Source organism: Aliamphritea spongicola (assembly GCF_017051665.1).
GTDB lineage: Bacteria > Pseudomonadota > Gammaproteobacteria > Pseudomonadales > Balneatricaceae > Amphritea > Amphritea spongicola.
In genome coordinates this window covers 217,988-244,935 of the sequence record NZ_JAFIDL010000005.1, presented here as the reverse complement: position 1 = coordinate 244,935, position 26,948 = coordinate 217,988, and the positions used below count along the sequence as shown (strand labels likewise).

The following is a 26,948-nucleotide window of genomic DNA, read 5'->3' as shown; positions in this document are numbered from 1 at the left end:
GCCTAACCCTCGTGAGCCGGTAGCAGCACAAACTTACCCACATGCTGTTTAGTCAGAAATAACTGCTGGGCTGCAACAATTTCCTCCAGCGGAAAAGCCGCTGCCAGCAGGGGCTGAATCTCCCCGTTTTCAATATAGGAGATCAGGTTTGGGAATACCGGCTCATCCCAGGCAGTGGTGCCGATCAGCCGTACGTCTTTCAGATACATATCACGCATATCCAGATCAACCACCGGCCCGGCAATCGCCCCGGAAGACACCAGCCGTCCACCCCGCTTCAGTAACTTAAGCATAGTCGGGAACCCCGCACCGGCGACGTTATCAACAACCAAATCCACCGACTGTTCCCCCAGCAACGCCAGTAAATCGGCATCCCGGGGCAGCAACCGGTCAGCACCTAACGGCTGCATCTGCGGATGCTTATCTTCACCGGCAATGGCAATCACCGTTGCCCCCCGGCGTTTGGCCAGCTGCACCGTAGCCGAGCCAACGCCCCCGGAGGCACCGGTTACCAGTACCACATCGGTGGCTTTCACCTTTGCCCGGTGCAGCATATTTTCCGACGTGCCATACGCACAGGGAATCGTTCCCAGCTGGGCATCGCTCCAGTCACAGTCCACCGGAAATACTTCTGAAGCAGGCACCTTTACATATTCTGCAAAGGCGCCGTCAAAATCTGACCCCATCCAGATATTATCCAGACTGTCATAACCATGTTCCCGCATACAGGCCCGTACCAGCACCCGCTTGCCCTTCAAGGTTTTATCCACACCTGCGGCCATTCCAACTACTTCACCGCAGCAGTCAGTCCCCTGAATAAACGGAAACGGGGTTTCTTTATTCCAGCCACCGTCACTGCTTTCAGGTGTTAAGCCATCATCAGACGTCGCATTAGTCGATTCAGTCACCGATGATGAATACCAGCCCAGCCGGGTATTGATTTCAGTGTTGTTGATACCCGCAGCCAGCACCTTCAGCAGTACTTCGCCTTCTTGCAGTTCCGGCACCGGTACATCTTTATATTCCAACCGCTCATAGCCACCGTTACCTGTGGTAACCACTGCTTTCATCATCTTCGGCGTCATCGCTCTGCCTCTGTTTTTTTGCAATAAAAAAAGACCGTATCCACCTTACAGCGGATACGGCCAACCTTGACAGAACTTTTTGTAAAAACAGCCACTCAGATAACGGCTAACTTAGCCCGGGCCACCGCCTGCTTACGCATCCGGAAACCGTAACCGGCAACCGCTGCAAAAGTGCCTGCCGCCAGGAACACCCAGTGCACGCCGACCATAATCAGAACCGAACCCAGCGCCACGGCGGCCAGTTCACTGCCCATACTCACCGAACGGTACATGCCCATAGCCTCTCCCTGCTGAGCTTCACTGGCTTCATTTGACACCACCAGCGAGGTTGCCAGCTCACTGACAGTCATACCGACACCGGTGAACAGTAAAGTAAGCGCAAAGCCTTCCAGCGTATCCATCAGCGGCAAACTGAGCATTCCCGCGGCCATCAGCGTATGGCCCACCATCCCCAGATTTGAGGTCTTCATCCGGGCTTTTAACCGTGCTCCTATCCAGCTGCCGAACATCATCGGAATACTGATGCATACAGCACTCCAGGCAATTTCCCGTGGCCCGAAGTCAAAGACATCCACGGTGTAAACATTGAAGTAAGAAAAGTACATGCTGATCGCCAGGTAGCTGAAGAGAGTCAGGGCAAACAGCGGAGCCAGCTTCGCATCCTTTAACAGCGCCCAACGGGATGTCTGCAGATGTCTGGCCTGCGCCTGCTGTCGCTGTTCCGCACTCGGTTTAATACCCGGTAACCAGAGCGTGATCATCAGCATATTCACCAGCGCCAGCGACATACCGAAAACAAACGGCAGGCTGTAGTCATTCCATGCATAGGCCGCGTAACCACCGCTCAGAGGGCCGATAATCCAGCCCAGATTCAGCGCCATGTTAATCCGCGCAAACAACCTGGGCTTGCTTTCCGGTGTACTGATATCCGCCGCAATCGCCTGAGCTATGGCGACATTACTGTTAAAGAACCCGGCCCCCAGACGGCTGATCACCAGCAACCATAAACTGCCGGTATAAATGGCCACCACCATGCCCAGATACCCGGTAGCGACCCCAAGCAGGGTAAACTGCAAAACCTGCTTTCGGCCAATCCTATCGGAATAGCGACCAAATAAAGGCGCACCAAATAACTGCCCAATGGGGTACAGTAAAATCACCGCCCCCAGCCACCAGACCCTGGCCACCTGGTCCAGCCCCTGCAGCGCGGTGAATAATTCTTTTTCTGTATCAAGAAACAGCGGCGTCAGTACCGGCGCCGGCATACTGAAACCGGCGACGGACAACAGTACCGTCAGGCAGATTGCCCACTGCAGTGAAGGGGAATAACGCATAAGCTGCTCCTTAATCTCTGACTCAACTATTAAATAAACAAAATACTTTATTTATTCTGATAACTGACACTTATTAAGTAAAGCTTTTAGTTGATTAAATAAATCAATCCCGCATAATTGATTTTATGAATGACAGCAGCGACCGAATTCTTTACCTCCTCAAAACCAAGGGCCCGCAAACCGCAGCGGCACTGGGCAAACTTCTGGACATTACCTCCATGGGTGCCCGCCAGCATTTGCAGGCACTGGAAGAACGCCAACTGGTAAGTTGGGAAGACATTTCCGCCGGCCGGGGACGCCCTTCCCGGTACTGGCAGCTCACTCCGCAAGCCTGGCAACAGTTTCCGGACAGCCATGGCGAGCTGATGATCACCATGCTGGATTCAATTCAGGCGGTATTCGGTGATGCCGGACTGGAACAACTGATCAGCCAGCGGGAACAACAACTGGACAGCCAGTACCATGCCGCACTGGCAAACTGCCCGACACTGGAAAAGAAGCTGGAAAAGCTGACCGAACTGCGCAGCCTTGAAGGCTACATGGCACAGTGGCAGGAAGATGAAGAAGGCTACTGGTTCATTGAAAACCACTGCCCGATTTGTGCAGCAGCCCGGCGCTGCCAGAATTTTTGCCGTTCCGAACTGCAACTGTTTCAGTCGCTGTTCGCAGAGCAGGCCAGTGTGAGTCGGGAAGACTATATCCTCGACGGCGCCCGGCGCTGCTCTTACCGGATAAGCCCGTTATAACCGCCTAAAGATATTCATACCGGTTAACCACCGGCGCAGTAATATCCCAGCGGCCGGATACCCCGGCGCGGATCACCACGCGGTTACCTGGGGCAATGGCAACCTTATCGCCAAACTGCGTGTGAATAACCGCCCCCCCCTGCTGCACAATGAACTGCACATCCTGATCGTAATCATAGGCAAATTCACTGATCTCTCCGCTTTCCCACAGCTCCCAGCTCTGGCAGGCAGCCTGCTCTTCAGCGCTGACGGTATGGATTTCTATCATTTTCTCAGACATTCGGTGCTTCTCCGTTCACTGCAGGTTGATCTGATAATTGCCCGGTATACGCCGGACGGCTGAAATACGCCGGTGCCTGCTCTGTTAACGCCGGTTTATCCAGCAACAGGTCGCAGGCTTTTTCTGCCAGCATGATGGTGGCAGCGTTGATATTGGCACTGGGCAGGGATGGCATCACAGAGGCATCAATCACCCGCAGGTTCTGTACCCCACGTACCCGCAACTGGCTGTCGACCACCGCCATGGCATCTTCTTGCGTACCGATCTTGCAGGTACCGCACGGATGATAAGCACTGGCGGCATCTTCCCGGATAAACTCATCCATGGCCTTGCCTTCGCGGATATGAATTCCCGGGGTATCCTCACGGTAATGATACGGTTTAAATGCCGGCTGCCGGGCGGCTTCCAATCCCAGACTCATGGCTTCACGCATCACCCGCCAGTCTTCATCAGTGGCCATATAGTTCGGATCAATCCGTAACGGATCCGTTGCTTTATTACTGCGTAAACGGACATTGCCCCGACTGGTTGGCCGCATCGGCCCGACACCGATCCGGTAACCGTAGGTAGTCGGCACCGGAATCCAGTCTTTATCAAAAAACACCGGGAAGAAATGAAATTGTATATCCGGATGAACCGTCTCCGGAGAACTGTTCAGAAACGCGCCTACGTGGCACTGATTCACTGAAGCAACGCCTGCTTTTGCGCCAAACCACTGAATACCCGCCCATAACATCCGGTGGGGCTGTAACTCCCGGTTCAGAGAAACAGGCTGTTTAGTTTCAATCTGAATATGGCACTCGAGGTGATCCTGCAGATTTTCACCCACCCCCGGCAGGTCTGCCTGACAGTCGATATCATGCTCTTTAAGATGAGCCGCCGGGCCAATACCGGAGAGCATCAGCAACTGTGGTGAACCAAACACACCGGCACACAACAGGGTTTCCTGATCCGCTGAAACATCCAGTACCTGCTGCTTATACTTCACCTGACAACCGGTCACCGCAGTTCCCTGAAGATTTACCTTCAGTATCTGACAACCGGTCCAGACCGTGAGATTATCCCGGGCCGGCATATTATGCAGATACGCAAAAGCCGTGCTGTTGCGCACGCCTTTCTTCACACTCATTTCAAAGCGGGAAACCCCTTCCTGCTGATAGCCGTTCACATCCTCCGTCAGCGGCCAGCCCGCTTCCTGACCGGCCTCCAGAAACGCCGCATTCAGCGGGCTGAGCTGTTCCTGACGCTGCACCCCGACCGGGCCGGCAGTACCACGGTAAATGCTGTCCACAGTACTGCTTTCTATTTTCTTAAAATACGGCAGGCAACTGGCCCAGTCCCAACCTTCGGCGCCTTCCTCTTGCCAGCGGTCATAATCCAGCGGATGCCCCCGCAACCAGGTCATACCGTTAATCGACGAAGAGCCCCCCAACACCCGGCCACGGGGCTGCTGAATTTCCCGGTTGTTAAGATGCTTTTGCGGCTCAGTATGAAACCACCAGTTATATTTAGAGGTGGGTTTGAATGCTGACCGCAGGCCTGCAGGCATTTGCAAAATCCAGGACTTATCCGAGCTTCCTACTTCCAGCAGCAATACCTGATGGCCAGCATCCGCCAGTCGGCGTGCTACTACGCAGCCAGCAGAGCCTGCGCCGGCAACAATATAGTCATAACGTGTTTGCATACTCTTCATCTCATTATCCGGCCAGAAGCCTTTAGCGCAGCGCTTGAGGTCCGTTAACTCAGTTACAAATCACTATAAAGCCCGGCCCCGCATAAATATATTTAAATTGAAATAAGTATTACTTAAATATAATTTATAAAATATTCACAACCGATAACTCTCAGAAAACCTATGCGCCATCTCGACCTGAATCTGCTCATGACATTTAAAGCCATTGCGGAATGTCACAGCCTGACCCTGGCTTCCCAGCGGGTAAACAAAACCCAGGCGGCGATCAGTATTCAGCTGAAAAAACTTGAAGAACTTACCGGCTGTAAGCTTATTGAACGGGGTTATCACCAGGCAGTGCTGACAAAAGACGGCGAGGTTTTGCTGCAGTACGCCCGACGGCTGCTCAGCCTCAGCGACGAAGCCATTAACGCCCTGAACCCTGAAGAAGTACGCGGCACCGTCAGGTTCGGCATTCCAGATGATTACGCCAGCCTGATCCTCAAAGAAGCAGTACAGGCATTTGCCAGCCGCTATCCGGGGATCCGTCTGGAGATCCGCAACGATATCAGCCACAACCTGTTCAAAGGCCTGGAAAACGGTGATCTGGATCTGGCGCTGGTCACTCAGCGGGAAACCGACGCCGGCGGTAAGATGCTGCGCCGCGACCCACTGGTCTGGGTGGCCGATCAACACTTCGTCATCCCGGAGGGCCCGCTGCCGCTGGCACTCTACCCCCACGGCTGCGGCTTTCGTAAAAACATTCTGGATGCACTGAGCAGCAGCCGGCAGGACTATTACATCGCCTTCGAATGCACCGGCGTGACCGGCGTTAAAATTGCCGTCGACAGCGGCCTGGCCATTGCCGCCACCGCGCCAGCGCTAATTCAGCCAAACTGGCGAATCATTAGCCAGGACGAATACGCCCTGCCTAAACTGGATGCCATTGTTATTGAGCTGCGGCACGGAAAATCAGAGCCGGACACCGCCGTAAAATGCTTCGCTGAGAATATCCGCGAACTGCTGTCTGACGTGTAAAAAGCCGGAAATTTACAACGGTTTTTCCGCTTAAATCAGACATCGGAAAAGCCAATCACAGCCATCCGTATTTTCCATCTGACATCCCCGCAAAAGCAGCTAGAATGCAAATTCTCATGGGATGCTCATCCCATCAGGCAAGACCCGGTAAACCTTCAGAAAACACTGTTAACACAAGCCATTACCTCAGCTCATGAGGAATGAGTTATTTGCATTTGGCTGCATATACAACAGCCACTAACGTGACAGGTTTTCAGACCCGCCAACCGTTATTCAGGAGCAGGGACGATCATGAACCAGAGCTACTTAAAAGGTGCTTTACTGATACTGGCCGCCGGCCTTTGCTACGCCTTTCAACCGATCTTTGCGAAAGTTGCCTATGAAGACGGTGCCAACGCCATCGCCCTGATGCTGTTACGTTTCCTGCTGGCAGCCTGCCTGCTGCACCTTTACGTATTCCGCCAACGCAAGCGCCGCCTGGCAACTGAACTGACACGGATGAATGTCATTAAAATACTCGCGGTCGGTATGCTGGTCGGGATAGGTGCCATGTGTTATTTCATGTCGCTGGAGCGACTTTCCATTGGCCTGGCTACGCTGCTGTTCTATCTGTTCCCACTGTATATTTTTATCTTCTCAGTGATCCTGCGACTGGAAGCGATGTCGCTGCTGAAACTCACCGCCGTATTACTGGCCATTGGTGGCGTCTATATCAGCGTTGATCTAAATGGCGAACTGCCCGTAACCGGCATATTACTGGGCTTATCTGCCGGTGCAATCTATGGCATCTACATCATGCTCAACAACCATTTTCTGGCCCATCAGGATACGCTGAGCAGTATTACCTGGGTCAGCAGCGGGGCATTCATCTGCTTTGCTATCCCCTCAATGGCCGGTCAGGCGGTTTTCCCTGACAGTATGCAAGGCTATGGGGCAGTGCTCGGGCTGGTCTTCATCAGCACCCTGCTGTCACTGACCCTGTTCCTGAAAGGCATCCGCCTGATTGCCCGCTCGACAGACACCTCGGTACTGGCAATGACCGAAATCGGCACCACCATGCTACTGGCCTGGTTACTGCTCAACGAACAGGCCAGCAGCCGGGAAATTATCGGTGCTGTTGTGATATTTGTGGCCGCCCTGATGATTCTGATGACCGGCCGAAAACGGGCTGCTGAAGTGACCTGAAGCATATACTCTGCCCAATCTGAAACTGAAACTCACGTGCCACTTGACCGGGTATGCCGATTTCGGAGATAGTCTTTTGCCAATGGAACATTCGCAATCTAAAAAGGAATATCATGCGCTATCTCCTCATCCTCGCAGCGACAGTTATACTCGCCGGCTGCGAAGTCGCTCCTGTTAAAAATGTGCAGGAAATCAAGACCGAAACTCAGGTCAGCTCAAAAATTCAGTTACCCACTCAGATCCCTGTCGCCTATTACGCCAGCGCAGACGAACTGAACCGCATGTACCGGGGATCCCGGGGCTATTATCAGTGGGAATTCAATACCGGCATCCGTTTTCAGGAAGCTCTGGATCTGGTCATTCCGGGTATCTTTAAAAATGCAGAATCCCTGCAACTGGGCAGCTCACCGCAATACCTGTTTACCTTTGAAAGTAAGCAGGACTATGACACTGTCTGGGGAGCTTATAAGATCAGCCTGAACACCCGGGTAATCGACCGTGACGGCAATGAAGTATTCAAAACCCAGACCAAGGGCAGTGCTTCAGCCGGTAATGACAGCGGTGCAGGCTATATGAATGCCTATGCAACTGCACTCAAGGAAGCCAGCTACCGTTTTCTGAACCATATGGGTGCCGAAAAACTGGCGGCTCTGGAAACACAACCCGCGCCGATTAAGCTGAATTCTGACAATATCAAAGCCTTGCTTAAAGAAATTAAGCCTGTCGGTACCGGCAGCGGTTTTTATATCAACAAGGAAGGCCAGATTCTCACCGCATCCCATGTGGTTCAGAGCTGCCTGCTGACTCAGGTTCGTTTAAACGATCAGACCTTTGATACTGAACTGGTCGCCCAAAGCAAGATTCTGGATCTAGCTGTGCTTCAGGCTTCTCCTGTTTCCGCCTACGCAAAGATTAGCGAAACAGGCGCCGTAAAACTGGGGGAAAGTATTTTCACAACCAGCTATCCCCTGTCGGATATCCTCACCAGTCAGGCAAACCTTACTCTGGGTAACGTCAGCTCTATGGGCGGTGTGAAAGGTGCATTTTCTAACTTCCAGTATTCAGCACCGATCCAGCCGGGCAGCAGTGGCGGACCGATTATTACCCATACAGGTGAAGTCTCAGGCGTGGTTACCAGCACACTGAATCAAAATTATATTTTGGCCACCACCGGCACAACGGCGCAGAATATCAACTTCGGCGTGGCTAACCGCTATGTACGGAAATTTCTGGATAACAACCGGATACATTATTCGTCCGGTAAACCCGCCAAGGATTTTTCCGCAGCCACTCAGGACGCAGTGAACTATACCGTTCAGGTTATCTGCTATAAGTAAGGACGCTACGATGAAACGCTCAGTATTACGATTTATTCCCCTGCTCATTGCCCTGTTCACAGTTTCTGGCGTACAGGCAGAAAACGATCCTCAGCAGGTTCAGCCCTACCAGCATCAGGGTAAAAAATATCCTCCGGTATATTTTATTACCAATATAAAAGGTGCTGATATTAAACAGACGCTCGAAGAGCATCAGGCATTCGCTGAACTGGATGAAGATGCCATCGGCGCCCCACTGGCCGTTATTGCCTGGAGTGGGTTACGCATGAAACAGGACGCCACAGGCTTCTCCAGCCTGATGTTATCGGCCAGCACACTTGGCATTATCCCGATCGTCTCTAACAAAGAATACAAGGTAGGTTACTTTGTGTACGCTGGCGGAGAACTGGTGGATAAGTACATTTACTCCATGACCTCAGCCGACGTTGAGAATATTTGGGCTGGCCCACCCAGAGACAGTGACGAGCTGAAGCCTGCTGAACAGGTATTTGCAGAATCGACAGTCACTCAGTTCCTCCACGAAATCGCTGCTAACGAAGAGTTGGCAGAGCTGTTCGAGGAATATTACCTGTATGCTCCAGAAAACAAATCTGTATCTGAATAAGCTATTTAATGCCTGAAAAGTTCAGGCATTTTTAACTGAAGATCCCCCAACACTTTATCCCTGTGAGGCTTCTGTGCGCATTTTTTTAAGTATCCTAACAGTGCTGTTTCTTGCCGGATGTAACACTGTTCCGATAAATAATTTTCAGGATGTCAAAACAAGTAGCAAACTTAACCCGGATATTAAAATCCCTGCCAATCTACCCGTTGCTTATTATGCAAAACATCGTGAACTGACACATACATTTGAATACGAATACACACCGAGAAGATGGGTATTCAACACCGGTGAACAGTTCAAAAGTGCATTAGACCTGACCTTTCAGGGTATGTTTTCTGACGCCGAACCATTAAAACTTGGCAACAAACCTAAACTCATTTTTTCTTTTTCGGCTAAACCAGAGTTTGAGCGTTTATTTGGTATAACATCGGTAACACTTCGCACGACAGTCTCTGACCGTGAAGGCAATGAAATATTTAAAACTCAGGTGGAAGAATCCTCTACTTCAGGGGGACTATCAGGAGATTATGATGCTGCATTCAAATTTGCTTATGCAAAAGCTGTAAAAGAATCAGTCATTCAGTCACTGAATCATTTGGGCGCTCAACAACTTGAATCACTGACCAACGCCCCGGCAGCAAAAACGTTTACTCAGAATGATGTGCAGCGTTTTCTGGGAGACACTAAGCCATCCAGCATTGGCACAGGCTTTTTTATTAACCAGTCCGGCCAGCTGATTACTGCTTCACATCTAGTTAACAGCTGTCTGCTAACCAAGATTAAAGATAAAGATCAGGTTTATAACACGAACATCAGAGCACAGAGCCGTATTCTGAACATCGCACTTCTGGAATTAACTGAAGATAACCAGCGTAATCCTGTCAGTTTTGCCAGACTCAACCCGGAAATAATCACTGCTCCCGAGCAAGAAATATTTACTGCCAGCTACCCTGTTATTAATGCATTTATGCCTGATGCAAAGATTAAAAAAAGTAAAATTTATTCACAAAGTGATACAGCTGACTCTATCGGCAAACTTGAATATCTGGCTAAAGCCGGATCAGGAACCAGTGGAGGACCTATCGTCACTTTTGACGGAAAGCTGGCGGGGATGGTTATCCGATCAGTCAGTGAAGGCAGTTTACAAACAACCAAAGTAGCCGGTAAACCAAGTGTGAATATAGGATTGAGCAGCAAAATGATCAGTCAATTTCTGGACCGCAACAATGTACTGTATTCAGCAGAGAAACAGCCTGCAGATTTTGCGACAGCCTCGCAAGAAGCGATTAATTATACTGCCCGTGTATTTTGTTATAAATGAAGACAATCCCTGACAGGAAAATGAACCATTGCCCAAAGCATGTAACCTACAGTTGGCTGGTGTTGTTCATCTTGGTAACACTGCACAGCTTCGCGTTTGCTGGCCAGACATCAACGCCTTATCAGCATCAGGGACGATTATTTCCGCCGGTATATTTCCAAACGAATATAACAACGTATCCACTAAAGAAACGGCTACGATACCACCAGGCATTTAAAGCATTCACCGAACAGGAAAACGCTTCCCCAATCGCAATCGTGGCCATAGAAGGTACTCGCGTAAAATCAGATTTAACCTTGCTATCAAGCCTGACACTATCTGCAGCAACTCTCGGCATCTTCCCCCTGGCCTCTAACGATATACACCAGGTTACCTATCTTATATTTGTGAACGGAGAGCTGTTTACCCGCTATGAATATCAGATGACGTCGTTAGAGATAAAAAATATATGGGCAACGAAAGCTGACCAGATACAAAAACCTGAGAAATCGCTATTTCTTGAACAAAGTGTTAACTCACTTCTCCACGAAATCGCTGCTAACGAAGAGTTGGCAGAGCTGTTCGAGGAATACTATCTGTATGCCCCGTCTGACACTCAGTAAGCACTGCCGGCTGGCCGCTCTGTCTGACGCCACTTTCGCTGCCGGTCACGGCTGGGACCGATGCCGTAATGACGGCTGTAGGTACGGGAAAAGTGCGCACCGGACTTAAAGCCACAGCGGCTGGCAATCACAGCAATATCGCCGCCGGACTGATATAACAGCCGGCGGGCAGCCTGCAGGCGCATTTTCATATAGTAGGCACTGGGGGTCATTTCGAAATGTGATTTGAACAGTCTTTCCAGATGGCGGACCGATACATGTACCCGGTCTGCCAGTTCGCTGCTGCTCAGGGGATGTTCCAGATGTTTGTTCATCATATTCACCGCCCGCTGCAAACGCAGATCCCCTGTGTCACTCACCCCGTCTCCCCTGTTCAGTTCCCAATGTCCGGGCAGCATCATCGCTTCAGCAACAGCAGCCGCTACTGTGCTGTTAAATTGCTGATCCACAAAGTTCAGCATCAGTTGTCCCGGGGCGATACCACCGGCACAACTGATACAGTCGGTATTTCCGTCTGTCAGAATATACGGCTTGTCTGAAATCTGGATATGCGGATACAAACGGGAGAATTGCTGTGCTGCCGGCCCCTGCATACACACCGTTCCGCGGTTAAGTAGCCTGGCCTGCGCCAGTAAATGGCTGCCGCCGCCGATACCGGCAAATACCGTTTGTTGTCGGTACAGCGTCTGTAACCACCAGCAGAGTAACGGGTAATTTTCCTGCCACAGTTGCTGACCGGCGATCACAAAAAGATTGGCCGGTACTTCATACTGATAGTCTGCGCTCGGCAGAATTAAACCATTACTGGCGGATACCGGCGCGGCAGAATTACCCAGCAGATGCCACTGATAACACTCCCGGCCCAGTACCCGGTTTGCCAGCCGTAACGGATCAATCGCCGCCTGCAGCGACGCCATGGAATAACCGGGTAAAAGCAGAAAGGTCAGCCGGTAACGGCCATCGGGTTCAGGACGCAACATAAGAACATCCCCGTTCAGGCCTGGTCTTTACGCTGGCGAATCTCAGCAAATACCTCAGCAGGCGGTTTACCCGGCATATCCAGCTGAGCCTGCAAACCGGGTATATCAGCCCGCATGAAAGGGTTGGTCTGGCGTTCCTGCAAAACACTGGAGGGTAAGGTCGGTAAACCCTGTTCGCGCAATTGCTCAACCGTCTGACAACGCGCCTGCAATAGCTGATTATCCGGCTCCAGCGCCGCTGCAAACCGGGCATTACTCAGGGTATATTCGTGACCGCAATAAACCGCGGTTTCATCCGGCAGCTCACGTAAACGCCGGATGCTTTGCCACATCTGTTCAGCGGTGCCTTCAAACAGGCGGCCACAGCCCATGGAGAACAGGGTATCGCCGACAAACACCGCCTGCAGTTCAGGGGACCAGTAACAAACATGTCCCAGCGTGTGTCCCGGCGTGGCAAGCACCTGCACACTGATTCGGCCCAGCTGCAGCACATCACCATCATCTACAGACTGGTCAATACCGGGAATCACATCCTGATTCAAAACAGGGCCGATAACCTCACACTTATAGCGCTGCTTAAGGGCGTCGTGGCCATCAATATGATCCCAGTGATGATGGGTGGTCAGAATGTAGTCCAGCTGCCAGCCACGCGTTTCCAGTTCCGCTTCAATCACCTGGGCATCCGGGGTATCGATCACCGCGGTAATATTATTTTCAGCATCATGTATCAGGCAGCAATAGTTATCCTGCAGGCAGGGTAACTGCACAATTTCGGCATTCAGCATAGTCAGGGTCCGTCATGTAATTTTTATTATGGTGTTACAGATCTAATTTCAGGCGGGGTGTCCGTGCCCGGGAGCAGCACACCATCAGCACGTTTTGCTCGGCTTTTTCCGCATCGTTAAGCACACTGTCACGGTGGTCCGCTTCCCCTTCCAGCAAATCCACTTCGCAACTGCCGCACAGGCCTTCCTTGCACATGGTCTCAATCTCATGACCGGCCGCCTGTAACACTTCAAGAATTGTCTGGGATTCACCTACCTGCAGCATTTCACCGCTGCTGGCGATCTCAATCTCAAATGCTTCGCTGACCGCATCTTCCGCCACCGGCGCCGCACTGAAACGTTCAAAACTCACCTCGATGTCCGGCAAGGGGGCTGCAGCATCCAAAATGGCCTGCAACAGCCCTTCTGAACCGCAGGTATACACGCGGGTAGGCTGGTTCTGCAGGCTAAACAACGCGCTTAAATCCAACCGTTTCGCCGCATCGCCGTAGCTGTAATGAAATTCCACAGCACTGCCAAACGTCTCTTCCAGCCAGTGACGAAACGCTGCCTGTTCAGGGGTTCTGCACAGGTAATGCAAAGTAAAAGGTTTGCCGGCGGCCTGCAGCTGCAGCGCCATTAGCATGATGGGAGTAATACCGATCCCGCCGGCAATCAGCAGATAATTATCGCCGCTCATGTCCAGCTCGAAATGGTTACGCGGCCCATGGATTTTAAGTTCATCCCCGGCTTGCAGTTGCCGGTGCATATAGTCCGAACCGCCCCGGCCATCCGGCTCGTGCAGCACAGCAATACGGTAGTAATGGCGCTCTGCAGGATCACTGCACAGGGAATACTGACGGATCAGGTCATTGCCCAGTAAAACATCGATATGGGCACCGGCGGTGAAAGCCGGCAGTTCAGTGCCATCGATGGCCTCAAGGGTATAGGCGCGGATCTGACCAGCGACATCCTCTACCGCCGTGATACGGGTTGTGATTGGCTGAGAAGACATTCTTCACCTCCGGGCAGCCGGTATCCGTAGCATGTGTGCCACCAGCTGACATATATTCTTTTTGATGAAATTAAGGACGGGGAGCACAGCCGGTGCTCCCCGTAACCGTTCAGGCCGGTGCGGTATTACCCGCCCGCAGCCTGACCGGCAGGTGCTTACATATCTTCCGGGTCGATACCCGGTACTTCAGTAATACCCAGCTGCTGCTTCCAGTCCACCGGATACACTGCGTAGAAGATCACACATTTCTCGTCGCATTCGTACTTAACATCCATACCTTTTGGCATGTACAGCACGTCACCTGGCGCACACTGGTACGGTTCGCCGTCGGCGATCAGACGGAAGTTACCTTCCTTCACAAAGATGATTTCATCAACTTCCAGATTCCATGGCACAGACACGTTGTTCAGGAAGTTAACACCACCGGCCATGCTTTCGCTGACCTTGGTATTCACCCAGGGTTTGATATAGGTGCCACCCGGCTCCAGCTCGACCAGACGGTGTTCGATATCTGAAAACTTAAATAACGTTGGTGTAGGCATAACAGTTATCCTTTTTTGGATTTATTGGTTGGATTCAGTTGTGGTACTTAACTGTATTAAGACGTCTGAACTCAGCGGTTTACCGGCTCGTTCAGCTCGATGACGTAACCGTTCGGATCTTCCACGAAGCCCAGCATGCGGGTGCCGTGATTCATCGGCTTGGCCGGGCTGCGGATGGTTACCCCTTCAGATTCCAGATACGCCATGGCATCCACCACAGAATCGACGTTAAACGCCAGGTGGCCATAGGCATTGCCTTTGTCGTAATCGGTTTCCTGATCCCAGTTGTAGGTCAGTTCCAGTGTGGTCGTTACGTTTTCAGGGCCGAAACCCACGAATACATTGGTAAAACGGCCGGCCGGATAGTCGGTATTACGCAGTACTTCCATGCCGAGAATCCGGCAATAGAAATCAAGAGATTTTTCCAGATCACGCACCCGGATCATGGTGTGATCTAAACGGAATTTATTGGCTTGAGACATCATTCACCCCACTCAAAAACCACAGGCAGCCATCCTGCCTGTGCAGATAAAATGGCCGGAGATAATGGCCTCCGGCCCGGTAATAATTATTCGCTTAACGCGCTGACAACCTGCTCCTGGAAGTTACGCACACTGCGCTCCCAGTGAGGAGAAAGAACACCGCCGGTCTGGGCAACCTGAGACTTACGGCCTTCCTGTAAGCGGATGCACATTTCGTGGTCTTCAATGTGTACATCCACCCACAGTTTCTTAAGTTTCTCAGCCGCTTCGGCATCCAGCTCGGTGCCGTCGGTCATATAAATCGCCCGGCGCTGCAGGGTTTTATCCGGCCCCAGCGGTACATTCAGGTGAACCCCCATCTGATCCGGGAAATAACGGCCAAAGACAAAGTTAGGGAACAGGGTCAGGTAACGGGAACTCACCGCCAGAGTATTGCCGCTGCCATCGCCCCCTTCATCGCTGTCATCCAGATCAACAGCACTGCCCTGGCAGTGACCGTCATCCACAATGTAGTGGTCAACCAATGGCTGATCAGTGGTAGACGCGTGCACAAACTGCACGTGGTAAGGCTCAATGAAGTTCTCCATCAGGAACTTCCAGTTGGTATCCACAACCCCCAGATCAATCACGCCAACCAGTTTGGCCTGATCAAAATCCATGCCCTGTAAACGGTTCTTCACCGGGGCAATAAAGTCTTCAAACGGCTGGGCATCACCGCTGATATTGACGAAGATCCAGTCGTACCAAACCTCGCAGCGCACCGGTGTCAGGCCATGTTCTTTGGCATCGAAACCTTCAGGTACAGACTTAGGATCGTCACCGCCAAAATAAGGGGTGGTACGCAGCTCACCGTCCAGACCGTAAGCCCAGGCGTGGTACGGGCACTTCAGCATGCGGCCAACGTTCATAGGCTCATCCACCAGCTTCAGGCAGCGGTGACGGCAGACGTTATGGAAAGCATTAATCTGATTATCGCGGTTACGGACCAGCAGCACCGGGCTGTCGCCCACATTCACCGGCATCGCGTCGCCGGCATTGGCCATTTCATGGGCAAAGCCCACTAACACCCAGTTATTTGGAAACAGACGGGCTTTTTCTTCCGCCCAAAAGGCTTCACCGGTATAGGCTTCCGGTGGCAGACCGCGTTTTACTTCACCCGGCTCATTGAAGGCTTCCAGGCTGGCGCTGGCCAGATCAGTTGCAATCAGGGACATGATTGTTTTCTCCGAACATTATTGTCGTTATATCGGGGCGCTGCAGTGTGCCTGATGCAACGGGCTGCAGACGCGTCATAAGGTCTGGTCAGGCACAGTTGCAACGCTGCAGCAATGCCCTAGCTGGCGGATAAAAATCTATCAGGGAGGTAACACACAGGCCCAATTCAAATACCACACAGGTCATGAGCCTGACTCATGAGCAGGCAGGAATCCGCGTTCAGGGCAGGACAACCACAGGACAAAAACCTTTTAATTTCAGATAAATAGAGAAAACCATGCCGGGCTGATGCCGGTGACCGTAACGCCGGATACACTTGTCTGTTCCGGACAAAAAAAGCCGTTATCCGGGTGTTATTAGATAGCCTCATACCCTGTGTGAAATTTGCATTGGGCGAGGCTTTCAGCCCTTGTTAGGTTGTTAGTTCTGGTCAGTCGTAGCTGGCGAAACCGGAACCAACTGAGCACTGCACAGCAGTGTTTCAGGATGATCCTCTTTATCTCACTACAACAATAAAAGAGCGGCATCAGGCCTCAGGGTACTACCACCCAGTCGCCCGCGCCGGGAGAGATTATGAACAACAAAAACAACAATACAGGCATTGCCGAGTCGGGGCTGTTCTCCGGCATCAATCCTTCTATGGGGATTCTGGCAAAAGGTATGGTCGTTGCATTTCTGGTGTTTACCATCATGAATGTTGACTATGCCGGTGGGGTTTATGCCGACATCAAAAACTGGATTCAGACCACCCTCAACTGGTATTACGTCAGTCTGATCAGCGTGTTCTTTTTCCTAAGTATCTGGCTGACCACCGGCAAGATGGGCAGCTTAAGACTGGGTGCTGACGATGAACGCCCGGCTTTCAGTTTCTTCTCCTGGTTCGCCATGCTGTTTGGCGCAGGCATGGGTATTGCCATGCTGTTCTGGAGCATTGCTGAACCAATCTTCCACTTTCAGGGTAACCCCTTCATGACCATGGCCGGTGTTGAAGCCGGCAGCGCAGAAGCAGCTCAGATCGCCATGCGCATATCCTTTTTCCACTGGGGCTTCCACGGCTGGGCAATTTACGCCGTCGCCGGCTTAGCCATGGCCTACTTTGCCTTCCGCAAAGGCCTGCCGCTGACCATCCGCTCAGCGCTCTACCCGATCCTTGGGGATAAAATCTACGGACCAACAGGCCACGCAGTTGATCTGCTGGGCGTCTTCGCCACCATCTTCGGTGTAGCAACGTCTCTGGGCCTGGGTGTTTCTCAGATGAACGCCGGCCTTAACTACCTGTTTGGCATGGAAATTTCTGTCATTAATCAGGTTATTCTGATTGCGGTTATTTCAGTAGCTGCAACCTTCTCCGCGGTGTCCGGCGTTGCCAAGGGCATCCGGATTCTCAGCGAACTGAATATTAAGCTGACTGCCATTCTGTTCCTGTTCTTCCTGTTTGCCGGACCAACCGTCTTCCTGCTGGGTTTCTATGTCACCAGCGTTGGTGACTACCTGTGGAACATGATTCCGATGGGTTTCTGGACTGATCCTAATCCAGAAAGCCAGTGGCAGGGTTGGTGGACCGTCTTCTACTGGGGCTGGTACATCTCCTGGGCACCGTTTGTGGGCATGTTCATTGCGCGTATTTCCCGTGGCCGTACTGTCCGTGAATTCCTCTTAGGGGTCATTCTGGTACCGTGTCTGGTGAGCTTCCTGTGGCTGTCACTGTTTGGCGGCACAGCACTGCATATGGAGCTTTACGGCGACGGCGGCATTGTTGCGGCGGTTAACGACAACCTGACCACTGCACTGTATGTCACGCTGGAAGCACTGAACATCGAATGGGCGACCTGGGCCATGGCGGCACTGGCAACCCTGATGATCCTGACCTGGTTCGTCACCTCTGCGGATTCCGGCACACTGGTCATCTGCACCCTGCTGTCCATGGGCAGTGAAAACCCGCCGCACAAATTCCGGGTGATCTGGGGTCTGGGTGTTGGTGCTGTAGCCGCGGTACTCTTGCTGGCCGGCGGGCTTAAAGCCCTGCAGGCAGCGTCTATTGCTGCTGCCCTGCCGTTCTCCATCGTGATGATCATGATGATTATCGGCCTGCTCAGCTCCATGCTGACCGATTCAGACTATGTGCCTTCCCAACAGGCGGCACCTTCTGAGCCGGACAGCCTCAGCCTGAAGAAACCGGCTCAGGCTGGCTGATCTGTCAGGCAAGAAAAAAGGGCTACTGAGTAGCCCTTTTTTATTACATGGTATTGCTCAGCCAGTGAACAAAATCCCGGACCTTGGCAATGTTTAAGCGATCTTCCGGGACGATCAGATAGTAAGAATAACTGTCCAGGCTTTGCTCAAACGGGCATACCAGTTTGCCTTCTGCAATGTCATCCCGGATCAGCTCCGGGCACACCAGCGCAAAACCCTGCTTCTCAATCGCCGCCTGCTGACGGACATTGGTATCGCTGTAATATTCATTGCGCAGCGGCACCAGACCATCCACCCCGGCCAGCTGTAACCACTCCTGCCAACTGGTGACATCGGTTTCATGCAACAGTGCAAAGCGCTGCAGCAACTGCGGATCAGTGGGGTCATCGATGCCTTCCAGCAAAGAAGGATGGCACGCAGGCGTCAGGTTACCGGCCACAATCATGCGGGCATTCGCCGGCACTTCCGCCAGATGCAGCCACTCGATGGATACATGAATATCAGCATTGGAGAAATCCGCCGGTTCATTGCTGTGGAAAAAGCGGAAGTCATAACTGAAGTCCGCCGCCCGCAGCCGCGATGACAGCCACTTCAGGGCAAAATGCGAGCGTACTGAAATGCCCACAGGGGTTAACGCCAGACTGGCCTTTAAGCTGCTCACACCGCGGCGTAACAGTGCCATAGAGGCGGACAAATCCTTATACAGGATCTCTCCTTCCTCGGTCAGGGCAATCCCCACACCGGAGCGGTCCAGCAACTTGGTATTAAAGTATTCTTCCAGATTACGGATCTGGTGACTGATGGCCGACTGAGTCACGTTCAGTTCTTCGGCAGCCTTAGTAAAGCTTTTGTTACGGGTCACCGCTTCAAAAACCAACAGGGACTTAAACGGTAGCAGCATGATTCCTCACCCTTCAGACTGTGCCGGAGGGTGTTAGTTGCCCCTCCGGAATCTGCACGCCAGCAACCGGGCATCATCCTTTTTGGCCGGATGATGATCCCAACTCTGAATCTTCAGATAGCAGCACAGATTTTCTGTTTATTTTTATAATTAGAGGCACGTTTTATACGACTGCCTGTACGTCCTTCCCGGATCATAAAGAAAGCCCTTTAGCAGCACAATCCATATCCGGCACGCATTCTCAGCAGCGATTTCCAAACCGCAACATTCACTCTTTACGCAACACAGGCAGCATCCGGGCTGAGCCTGAACACCGGCCCGTTAGCGACGGTGAATCCAGCTAATACCCCATGAGATCTTTGATTTTTCAGCACCGCTATCTGCAGGTAATTTGTGCGTTTTTTCAGAGGCACAGGCCATGCAAAACAATAAATATACCGCCGACCTGATCCTGTTACTGGTGGCAGCCGTGTGGGGATTCTCCCTGGTTGCACAAAGTATGGGGCTGGATTATCTGGGACCGTTTGGCTTTAACGCCGGACGCTTTTTACTGGGTGCGCTGGTACTGATCCCCGTCTGCCTGCTCTGGCAACGGGGGACGGTCAGTAACTGGCCAGCGATGCTGACCGGCAGTGTTGCCGCCGGCTTTATTCTGTTCATGGGGGCCTCGCTACAACAGGCAGGCCTGCAATACACCACCGCCGGGAACGCCGGCTTCATTACCAGCATGTACATCGTCTTTGTACCGGTATTCGGCCTGGTTCTGGCCCATAAAACCGGCATCAACACCTGGCTGGGGGCTGCCGTCGCCGTCGCCGGTCTGTACCTGTTAAGCATAGGCGAAGACTTCACCATCAACCCGGGGGATGCTCTGGTGTTACTGGGGGCTGCCTTCTGGGCCGGACACGTGCTGATCATCTCCCGGCTGGCGCAACAGCTGAATAATCTGATGTTATCTTTACTGCAGTTTATCTTTTGCGGCCTGCTGTGCGCGCTGCTGGCTGCTTTCTTTGAAGCAGATACCTTCAGCGGCACCAATATGCTGGCGGCCTGGCAGCCGCTGCTGTTTGCCGGCGTTCTAACGGTTGGAATTGGTCATACGTTACAGGTGGTGGGTCAGCGCTCGGCGCCGGCTTCCCACGCGGCAATCATTATGAGCCTGGAAGCGGTATTCGCAGCACTTGGTGGCTGGCTATGGCTGAATGAACACCTGGATACCCGCCAGTTTACCGGCTGTGCGCTGATGCTTGCCGGAGTATTACTGTCACAGTTTCCGTTGTCCCGCCGCAGTAAAACTGTTCCTACTCAGGCCGAAAACGCCTGACGGCAAAGCCAGTCTAAAAAGCCCGTCTAAAAAGCCAGCCCCGATAAGGAGCAGCAAAAGCTGCTCTTTTCTTTCCTTCTGCTGTCAGTCAGCCCTTTCCCGACGGTTCCAACGCTTAAGCACATCCGCCTCAAACTGGCCGTTGATCGACAGGCCACAGCTACATTTCACAAAATAATAGGTGCCGTATCCGTTCTGGAATCCGGCACTGCAAGTCACTTCACTGCCGCAACACGGACAGGGCAGCACCTTCTGCCCCAGGGTTTCATCTGTACTCATGATCAGGTTCCTGATTTAACCGCTAAATATCATGAGCTTAATCCCCGGCAATCCCGGCTATCAGCACCAGTCAGCTCAGCAACAGGTACCAGTTCAGCCGTCATTTTTGACTGATTCAGACACCGCTGACGCCTTCAGTCATCCCGCTCAGCAAAATACGCCACCAGGCGGTCGAGCATAACCCTTAACGCAGCAGGCTGGTGCTTGCGGGAATGATAGACGCCATAAATATTCAGGGTTTGCGGTTCGTATTCCGGCAGCAGCTGAATCAGCCGGCCACTGCGGATATGTTCAGTCACCGCATGCGAGGGCTGCAGGGCAATGCCCACATCATTCAGCGCAGCGCCCAGCACCACCATCGAATCATTGGCGCTGAAATTACCCCGTACAGCCACGGAACAGGGCTCGCCATTAAGAGAGCAGGACCAGAGACTGTTTCCAAAATATGAATAGGTCAGGCAATTGTGCTGACTAAGATCCTGCAGGGTAACCGGCGTGCCGTGCGCCTTCAGATAGGCAGGGGTGGCACAAATCACCGAACGGCATATGCCCAGCGGCCGGGCAATCAGATTCGGATCAATCTCCTGGCTGATACGGATTGCCAGATCAATCCGCTCTGCCACCAGATCAACCACCTCACCACTGATATGAAAATCCACCGAGGTTTGCGGGTAGTCTTGCAGATACTGCTTAATCAGCGGCGCCAGCACGTCCTGCGCGAGATACTGGGAACAACTGATACGCACCAGCCCCCGAGGGCCACTCAGGTCAGAATCGCTCAGGGTGGGTAAACAGTCCGCAATGCTCAGCAATTGCCGGCAATGCTGCAAAGCAGCCTCCCCTGCTGAGGTCAGGCTCAGTCGGCGGGTTGAACGGTGCAACAGCCGGCTTCCCGACCAGCTTTCCATCTCACTCAAATATCGGGTAATCATCGACCGGGACATATCCAGCCGCTCACCGGCAGCCGCCATGGTGCCCTGCTCAACAATGGTGACAAATACTTTTGCCGCAGTTATCCGGTCCATCTCTGTACTCCCCTGAAAAAGTTTCAGACATACCGGAAAACAGAATTATTCACCCGATATACGCAACAATTATTGCCGTTTTAGCGGGTATTTCAATCGATAAAGGAAACATAAGCTAACAGAAAACCTGTTAATACAGATTCGGAGACACACATGACGAACACAAATAAAACATTCAGCCGCCGTCGGATGATGGCGTTTATCGGCGCCACAGTGCTAGGCATCGCCGGCCTGAGTGGCTGCACCACACCAACCAAAGCAACGTCTGCAGCCCTGACTGTTGATGTGTATAACCCGAAAGAAACCGCGATCTTCCCCGCCAGTTCAAGCATCATCAGCGGCCCGAGCGAAGCGATTCTGGTTGACGCTCAGTTCCAGAAAAATGATGCCCAGAAACTGGTTGATATGCTGCAGGCCGGCGGTAAAACCCTGAAAGCGGTCTACATCAGTCACGGTGACCCGGACTTTTATTTTGGACTGGATGTTATCCGGGCCAACTTTCCGGATGTAAAGGTCTACGCCAGCCCGAAAACCCGCGCCTACATTGCCGGCAGCATGGAGCCTAAACTGGCTTACTGGGGCCCGATCCTCAAAGACAACGCCCCTGCTGAACTGATACTGCCGGATCTGCTGCCGGGTAACAGCCTGACAGTCGACGGTAAAAAAGTAGAGATCATTGGCCTGAACGGTCCGGATCCGAAACACACCTTCGTCTGGGTGCCTTCTGCGAAAACCGTTACCGGCGGTGTAATTGTCTATGAAAATCAGCACGTCTGGATGGCTGACAACCAGACACCGGAATCCCGCCGTCAGTGGCTGCAGACGCTGGAAAGCATCAAAGCCCTGCAACCGGATACCGTTGTACCTGGCCACTATCTGGAGAATCCCCGTCTGGATACACGCTCTGTCGACTTCACCCGTGACTACGTGCTGGCATTTGAAGCACAGGCTGCACAGGCAAAAGATGCGGCAGACCTGCGCGAGCGCATGATCAAGCTGTATCCTGACTTCCCGCAGGATGTTGGCCTGGATATCAGCACCAAGGTGATGATGGGCGAAATGAAGTGGCCTCAGTAACCACCAGCTATCTTTGATACACCCGCTCTCAAACACCCAAAGAGCCCGGCACCTGCCGGGCTTTTTTGTGTCCTTCTGTCAAAAAAGCACTTTCTTCATTGGGTATACAAAATAAAAACCCTGTAAGCCTTTATTTTTAAATAACTAAGCAAGAAATATAAAAAGCATAAAAAGCGACAAAAAGAACAATAAACAACAAAAATGTGCACAATCTGAAATTTATATTGTAGACAGTATTTTTTGCAGGGTTTATCTTAGCGATAACTGATATGCCCGCACAGGCGGATCAGAAAAGGAATACAACAATAAAAATACAGGTGCATAACAATGGCAAACAAAGACGCTGCGCACAGCGATCTGGTCTTCGGACTGGATGATAAACCCGGCTTTTCCGTATCAACCTTCGCCGCACTGCAACACGTGCTGGCCAGTTTTATCGGCATCATCACCCCGACTCTGATCGTCGGCGGCGTACTGGGATTAGGCAGCGAAGTGCCTTATCTGGTGAGTATGGCGCTGATCGTTTCCGGCATCGGTACCTTCATTCAGGCACGGCGTATCGGCCCGATCGGTTCCGGCCTGTTATGTGTACAGGGCACCAGCTTCGCCTTTCTCAGTTCTATTCTGGCGGCCGGTTTCATCGTCAAAGGCAACGGCGGCGGGCCGGATGAAATCTTATCCACAATCTTCGGTGTCTGTTTTCTGGCAGCCTTTGTGGAAATCTTCCTCAGCCGCTTTATCGATAAGCTCAAACGCATCATTACCCCGGTCGTCACCGGTACCATCATTACCCTGATCGGCCTTTCCCTGATTAAAGTCTCTATGACCGACATTGCCGGCGGCTTTGGCGCCCCGGACCTGGGTGCACCGGTCAATCTGGCACTGGCAGGGCTGGTACTGATCACCATCGTCATCTTTAACCGTTTTCAGATTCACATGTTACGCCTGAGCGCAGTGATCATCGGCCTTTCAGTAGGGTTTGTGGTGGCATGGTCAATCGGTAAAGTGGACTTCAGTAGCCTGAGCAATGTCTCGCTGATCGCCATTCCGGTTCCGTTTAAATACGGCTTCAGCTTTGATTTTGCCGCCTTCCTGCCCATCGCAATCATCTATCTGATTACCGCACTGGAAACCACCGGCGACCTGACCGCCAACAGCATGGTCTCGAAGCAACCGGTCAAAGGGCCTGTTTATATCAACCGTATTAAAGGCGGCGTACTGGCAGACGGTGTTAACTCCGCCATTGCCTCTACCCTGAACAGCTTGCCGATGACCACCTTCAGCCAGAACAACGGCGTAATCCAACTCACTGGAGTGGCCAGCCGTCATGTGGCGATATTCATCGCCGGTATTCTGGTACTGCTGGGGCTGTTCCCGGTGATTGGCGGCGTACTGCAGCAAATGCCGAAACCGGTACTGGGTGGTGCAACGCTGATCATGTTCGGAACCGTGGCAATGGCCGGGGTTAAGATCATCGCCGAAGCGGGTCTGAACCGCCGCAACATGCTGATCACCGCGATCTCCATCGGCCTGGGTTTAGGCGTTGCCTCGGTGCCGGAAGTGCTGTCGGCCATGCCAAAGGAGCTGAAGAACATCATTGGCTCACCGCTGACCATCGGTGCCCTGTCGGCGATTATTCTTAACTTCATTCTACCGCTGAAAGCCGATGAAGCCAGCAACAGCCAGACTGAAAGCAACAGCCAGGCTGAAAACAACAACCTGACTGCTGAAGATAAAACCGCCTGAGGAAAACCCGAATAACAGAGAGTAGCAATTTGCCAACAAAATCAGGCAAAATAGGCAACAATCTCCTGTCAGTTTAGTCTACAACCGGCAGGAGATATGTATTACAGGCACGAATGCCTTTTCGTGCCTTCCAATGGCAGTCACACACGCCCAATCCCTGCCACATCAAAATTTCAGGCGCTATTCGCATATATTTGTGAGACAAACTTCTGAGGAGATTATTTTGTCTGACGCCTTAAGAATCTGGATCAAGCATCCACTGGCCACCCTTGACGCAAACGCTGCCGGCGGCATCGTTGTTCAGGGCACGACCATCGCTGAACTCATTCCTGCCGGCGGCCAGCCCGCTGCACCGGTTGATGAAGTTTTCGACGCCAGCCAGCATGTCATGCTGCCGGGGCTAATCAATGCCCACCATCATTTCTATCAGACCCTGACCCGAGCCTTTCCTGCGGCACTGAATAAATCATTATTCAGCTGGCTAAAAAGCCTGTATCCGGTATGGGCCAAGCTCGGGGAAGAGATGATCGAAATTTCCACCCAGGTGGCCCTGGCTGAACTCTTACTGTCTGGCTGTACCACCGCCAGCGATCACCATTACCTGTTTCCCAAAGGGCTGGAAAACGCCATTGATATTCAGATGGCACAGGCCGCTAAACTTGGGGTACGGGTGCACCTGACCCGCGGCTCAATGAGCCTGGGTGAAGATGACGGTGGCCTGCCACCACAAACCACTGTCCAGACCGAAGACGCCATTCTGGCAGACAGCGAACGGCTGATTCAGCAGTATCATCAGCCACAGGCAGGCGCTATGAGCCGGGTTGCCCTGGCCCCCTGCTCACCGTTCTCGGTCAGTGAAGACTTGATGAAAGCCAGTGCTGAACTGGCCGCCAAACATGATGTCCGCCTGCATACGCATTTAGCGGAAACCCACGACGAAACCGACTTCTGTATTCAGATGTTCGGCCTGCGCCCGGTGGATTACCTGGAAAAAGTCGGCTGGCTGACTGACCGGGTATGGCTCGCCCACGGGATTCACTTTAATGATGCCGAGATCGCCCGGCTGGGTGCCGCCGGCACAGGCATTTGTCACTGCCCGTCGTCCAATATGCTGCTGGCGTCCGGCCAGTGCCGCACGCTGGAACTGGAAGCCGCTGGCAGCCCGGTGGGGCTTGGGGTAGACGGCTCTGCCTCAAACGACGGCTCGAATATGATCCAGGAAGTCCGCCAGGCATTCCTGCTGCAGCGGCTGCGTTATCCTGCTTCAGAAGTTACACACCAGAAAGCCATCAACTGGGCCACCGAAGGCTCTGCTCGCTGTTTAGGCCGGGACGATATCGGCAAACTGGAAGTAGGCAAACAGGCGGACTTCGGCCTGTATAAACTGGATGAACTGCGCTTCGCCGGTGCCGGTGACCCTCTCGCTGCACTGGTACTCTGCGGCGCCCAGCAGGCAGATCAGGTAATGGTTGCCGGTCAGTGGCGGGTCACCGACGGGCAGATTAACAGTCTGGACCTGAATGACCTGATCCATCGTCAGAAGCAGCTGGCACAGAAACTCGCCTCCCTGTAAAACGCAAAAAGCCAGCGAACAACCGCTGGCTTTTTTCTTTCAGCACAGGAAACTACCCCTGAATAATTTACACAAGACCATCCACCGCCCTCCGCTACGAAGGCACAAAATTCCCCTCTGTGCCGCCGAGCATCGCAACTGACAAAAGACCAGCCCGATAAACTGTTTGAGAACGCCTAGCGGGGCACAGGAAACTACCCCTCAATTAATTTACACAAGACCATCCACCGCCCCCGCTACGGAGGCACAAGATTCCCCTCTGTAACGCCGAGCATCGCAACTGACAAAAGACCAGCCCGATAAACTGTTTGAGAGCGCGTAGCGGGGCACAGGAAACTACCCCTCAATTAATTTATACAGGACCATCCACCGCCCCCCGCTACGGAGGCACAAGATTCCCCTCTGTGATGCCGAGCATCGCAACTGACAAAAGACCAGCCTGATAAATTGTTTGAGAGCGCGTAGCGGTCGAGTTTTTATCAGGCCTTTTGATCAGTGAGAAGCACAGGGAATCCGGCGTAGCCGGACGAACAGCGGGGCCGCGTTTAGATTCTTAAGACTTTTGCGCGGTTCCAAAAGTCTTGAGTCGCGTAAGCGAAACAGATCATCACATGTACATATTCATACA

At 52.5% G+C, this 26,948-nt stretch carries 25 protein-coding genes; 12 read left to right on the top strand and 13 right to left on the bottom strand.

Features of this window, described 5'->3' with window-relative positions; translation table 11 throughout:
• Window positions 1-2 precede the first annotated feature (2 nt).
• Both JYB63_RS16005 and JYB63_RS16000 read right to left on the bottom strand, forming a co-directional pair.
• Window positions 3-1,085 (bottom strand): alcohol dehydrogenase family protein, encoded by a 1,083-nt coding sequence (locus JYB63_RS16005; RefSeq protein WP_205658904.1) that lies wholly within the window; start codon window positions 1,083-1,085, stop codon window positions 3-5.
• A gap of 95 nt (window positions 1,086-1,180) precedes the next feature.
• A complete protein-coding gene (locus tag JYB63_RS16000; protein ID WP_205658903.1) occupies window positions 1,181-2,419 on the bottom strand; it encodes an MFS transporter in 1,239 nt (412 codons plus the stop codon).
• Window positions 2,420-2,544: 125 nt separating this feature from the next.
• Between JYB63_RS16000 and JYB63_RS15995 the strand changes: the two genes are divergently transcribed.
• Window positions 2,545-3,165 carry a helix-turn-helix transcriptional regulator gene (locus tag JYB63_RS15995; protein WP_205658902.1) on the top strand — a complete coding sequence of 207 codons (621 nt, stop codon included), beginning with the start codon at window positions 2,545-2,547 and terminating at the stop codon, window positions 3,163-3,165.
• A 4-nt stretch (window positions 3,166-3,169) separates the two neighbouring features.
• Here JYB63_RS15995 and JYB63_RS15990 read toward each other — a convergent pair whose 3' ends face one another.
• Window positions 3,170-3,445, bottom strand: coding sequence for a cupin domain-containing protein (locus JYB63_RS15990; RefSeq protein ID WP_205658901.1), 276 nt, complete (start codon window positions 3,443-3,445; stop codon window positions 3,170-3,172).
• Window positions 3,438-5,129, bottom strand: a complete 1,692-nt coding sequence (locus tag JYB63_RS15985; RefSeq protein WP_205658900.1) for a choline dehydrogenase — start codon at window positions 5,127-5,129, stop codon at window positions 3,438-3,440. The genes JYB63_RS15990 and JYB63_RS15985 overlap by 8 nt, the downstream gene beginning before the upstream one ends.
• Before the next feature lie 171 nt (window positions 5,130-5,300).
• Between JYB63_RS15985 and JYB63_RS15980 the strand changes: the two genes are divergently transcribed.
• The 6 genes from JYB63_RS15980 to JYB63_RS15955 all read left to right on the top strand — a co-directional run bounded on the left by JYB63_RS15980 (window position 5,301) and on the right by JYB63_RS15955 (window position 11,204).
• On the top strand, window positions 5,301-6,155 hold the full coding sequence (locus JYB63_RS15980; protein WP_205658899.1) for a LysR family transcriptional regulator: 855 nt from the start codon (window positions 5,301-5,303) through the stop codon (window positions 6,153-6,155).
• 291 nt (window positions 6,156-6,446) lie between these two features.
• Window positions 6,447-7,340: a DMT family transporter gene (locus tag JYB63_RS15975; RefSeq protein WP_205658898.1), complete on the top strand. Its 894-nt coding sequence runs from the start codon at window positions 6,447-6,449 to the stop codon at window positions 7,338-7,340.
• A gap of 113 nt (window positions 7,341-7,453) precedes the next feature.
• The gene (locus tag JYB63_RS15970) at window positions 7,454-8,677 is read left to right on the top strand and encodes a S1 family peptidase (protein ID WP_205658897.1); all 1,224 of its coding nucleotides are present in this window, start codon (window positions 7,454-7,456) and stop codon (window positions 8,675-8,677) included.
• 10 nt (window positions 8,678-8,687) lie between these two features.
• Window positions 8,688-9,281, top strand: coding sequence for a hypothetical protein (locus JYB63_RS15965; protein WP_205658896.1), 594 nt, complete (start codon window positions 8,688-8,690; stop codon window positions 9,279-9,281).
• 73 nt (window positions 9,282-9,354) lie between these two features.
• A complete protein-coding gene (locus JYB63_RS15960) occupies window positions 9,355-10,602 on the top strand; it encodes a trypsin-like peptidase domain-containing protein (protein ID WP_205658895.1) in 1,248 nt (415 codons plus the stop codon).
• A gap of 71 nt (window positions 10,603-10,673) precedes the next feature.
• Window positions 10,674-11,204, top strand: a complete 531-nt coding sequence (locus tag JYB63_RS15955; protein WP_205658894.1) for a hypothetical protein — start codon at window positions 10,674-10,676, stop codon at window positions 11,202-11,204.
• On the opposite strand, the gene JYB63_RS15950 is transcribed toward JYB63_RS15955, so the two are convergent.
• From JYB63_RS15950 to JYB63_RS15925, 6 genes are all read right to left on the bottom strand, one after another.
• Complete coding sequence (locus JYB63_RS15950) at window positions 11,198-12,184, bottom strand: GlxA family transcriptional regulator (RefSeq protein ID WP_205658893.1); 987 nt, start codon at window positions 12,182-12,184, stop codon at window positions 11,198-11,200. The two genes, JYB63_RS15955 and JYB63_RS15950, sit on opposite strands and share 7 nt — an antisense overlap.
• 14 nt (window positions 12,185-12,198) lie before the next feature.
• Entirely contained in the window at window positions 12,199-12,969 is a 771-nt protein-coding gene (gene gloB, locus JYB63_RS15945) for a hydroxyacylglutathione hydrolase (protein ID WP_205658892.1), read from the bottom strand.
• A 34-nt stretch (window positions 12,970-13,003) separates the two neighbouring features.
• Window positions 13,004-13,963, bottom strand: a complete 960-nt coding sequence (locus JYB63_RS15940) for a PDR/VanB family oxidoreductase (protein WP_205658891.1) — start codon at window positions 13,961-13,963, stop codon at window positions 13,004-13,006.
• Between the two features lie 155 nt (window positions 13,964-14,118).
• On the bottom strand, window positions 14,119-14,505 hold the full coding sequence (locus JYB63_RS15935) for a EutQ-related cupin domain-containing protein (protein WP_205658890.1): 387 nt from the start codon (window positions 14,503-14,505) through the stop codon (window positions 14,119-14,121).
• Window positions 14,506-14,576: 71 nt separating this feature from the next.
• Window positions 14,577-14,987: a lactoylglutathione lyase gene (gene gloA / locus JYB63_RS15930; protein WP_205658889.1), complete on the bottom strand. Its 411-nt coding sequence runs from the start codon at window positions 14,985-14,987 to the stop codon at window positions 14,577-14,579.
• 86 nt (window positions 14,988-15,073) lie between these two features.
• On the bottom strand, window positions 15,074-16,201 hold the full coding sequence (locus tag JYB63_RS15925; RefSeq protein ID WP_205658888.1) for an aromatic ring-hydroxylating oxygenase subunit alpha: 1,128 nt from the start codon (window positions 16,199-16,201) through the stop codon (window positions 15,074-15,076).
• A gap of 574 nt (window positions 16,202-16,775) precedes the next feature.
• On the opposite strand from JYB63_RS15925, the gene JYB63_RS15920 reads away from it, so the two are divergent.
• Window positions 16,776-18,395 carry a BCCT family transporter gene (locus JYB63_RS15920; RefSeq protein WP_205658887.1) on the top strand — a complete coding sequence of 540 codons (1,620 nt, stop codon included), beginning with the start codon at window positions 16,776-16,778 and terminating at the stop codon, window positions 18,393-18,395.
• A gap of 43 nt (window positions 18,396-18,438) precedes the next feature.
• Here JYB63_RS15920 and JYB63_RS15915 read toward each other — a convergent pair whose 3' ends face one another.
• A complete protein-coding gene (locus tag JYB63_RS15915; RefSeq protein WP_205658886.1) occupies window positions 18,439-19,296 on the bottom strand; it encodes a LysR family transcriptional regulator in 858 nt (285 codons plus the stop codon).
• Between the two features lie 418 nt (window positions 19,297-19,714).
• Between JYB63_RS15915 and JYB63_RS15910 the strand changes: the two genes are divergently transcribed.
• The gene (locus JYB63_RS15910) at window positions 19,715-20,620 is read left to right on the top strand and encodes a DMT family transporter (RefSeq protein ID WP_205658885.1); all 906 of its coding nucleotides are present in this window, start codon (window positions 19,715-19,717) and stop codon (window positions 20,618-20,620) included.
• Between the two features lie 84 nt (window positions 20,621-20,704).
• On the opposite strand, the gene JYB63_RS15905 is transcribed toward JYB63_RS15910, so the two are convergent.
• The gene (locus JYB63_RS15905) at window positions 20,705-20,899 is read right to left on the bottom strand and encodes a Lar family restriction alleviation protein (RefSeq protein ID WP_205658884.1); all 195 of its coding nucleotides are present in this window, start codon (window positions 20,897-20,899) and stop codon (window positions 20,705-20,707) included.
• A gap of 134 nt (window positions 20,900-21,033) precedes the next feature.
• A complete protein-coding gene (locus JYB63_RS15900) occupies window positions 21,034-21,924 on the bottom strand; it encodes a LysR family transcriptional regulator (protein ID WP_205658883.1) in 891 nt (296 codons plus the stop codon).
• A gap of 153 nt (window positions 21,925-22,077) precedes the next feature.
• Between JYB63_RS15900 and JYB63_RS15895 the strand changes: the two genes are divergently transcribed.
• The 3 genes from JYB63_RS15895 (at window position 22,078) to JYB63_RS15885 (ending at window position 26,320) form a co-directional block, all read left to right on the top strand.
• Window positions 22,078-23,001 (top strand): MBL fold metallo-hydrolase, encoded by a 924-nt coding sequence (locus JYB63_RS15895; protein WP_205658882.1) that lies wholly within the window; start codon window positions 22,078-22,080, stop codon window positions 22,999-23,001.
• Window positions 23,002-23,328: 327 nt separating this feature from the next.
• Window positions 23,329-24,747 (top strand): nucleobase:cation symporter-2 family protein, encoded by a 1,419-nt coding sequence (locus JYB63_RS15890; protein WP_205658881.1) that lies wholly within the window; start codon window positions 23,329-23,331, stop codon window positions 24,745-24,747.
• Between the two features lie 220 nt (window positions 24,748-24,967).
• Complete coding sequence (locus JYB63_RS15885; protein WP_374730440.1) at window positions 24,968-26,320, top strand: 8-oxoguanine deaminase; 1,353 nt, start codon at window positions 24,968-24,970, stop codon at window positions 26,318-26,320.
• Window positions 26,321-26,948: the final 628 nt, after the last annotated feature.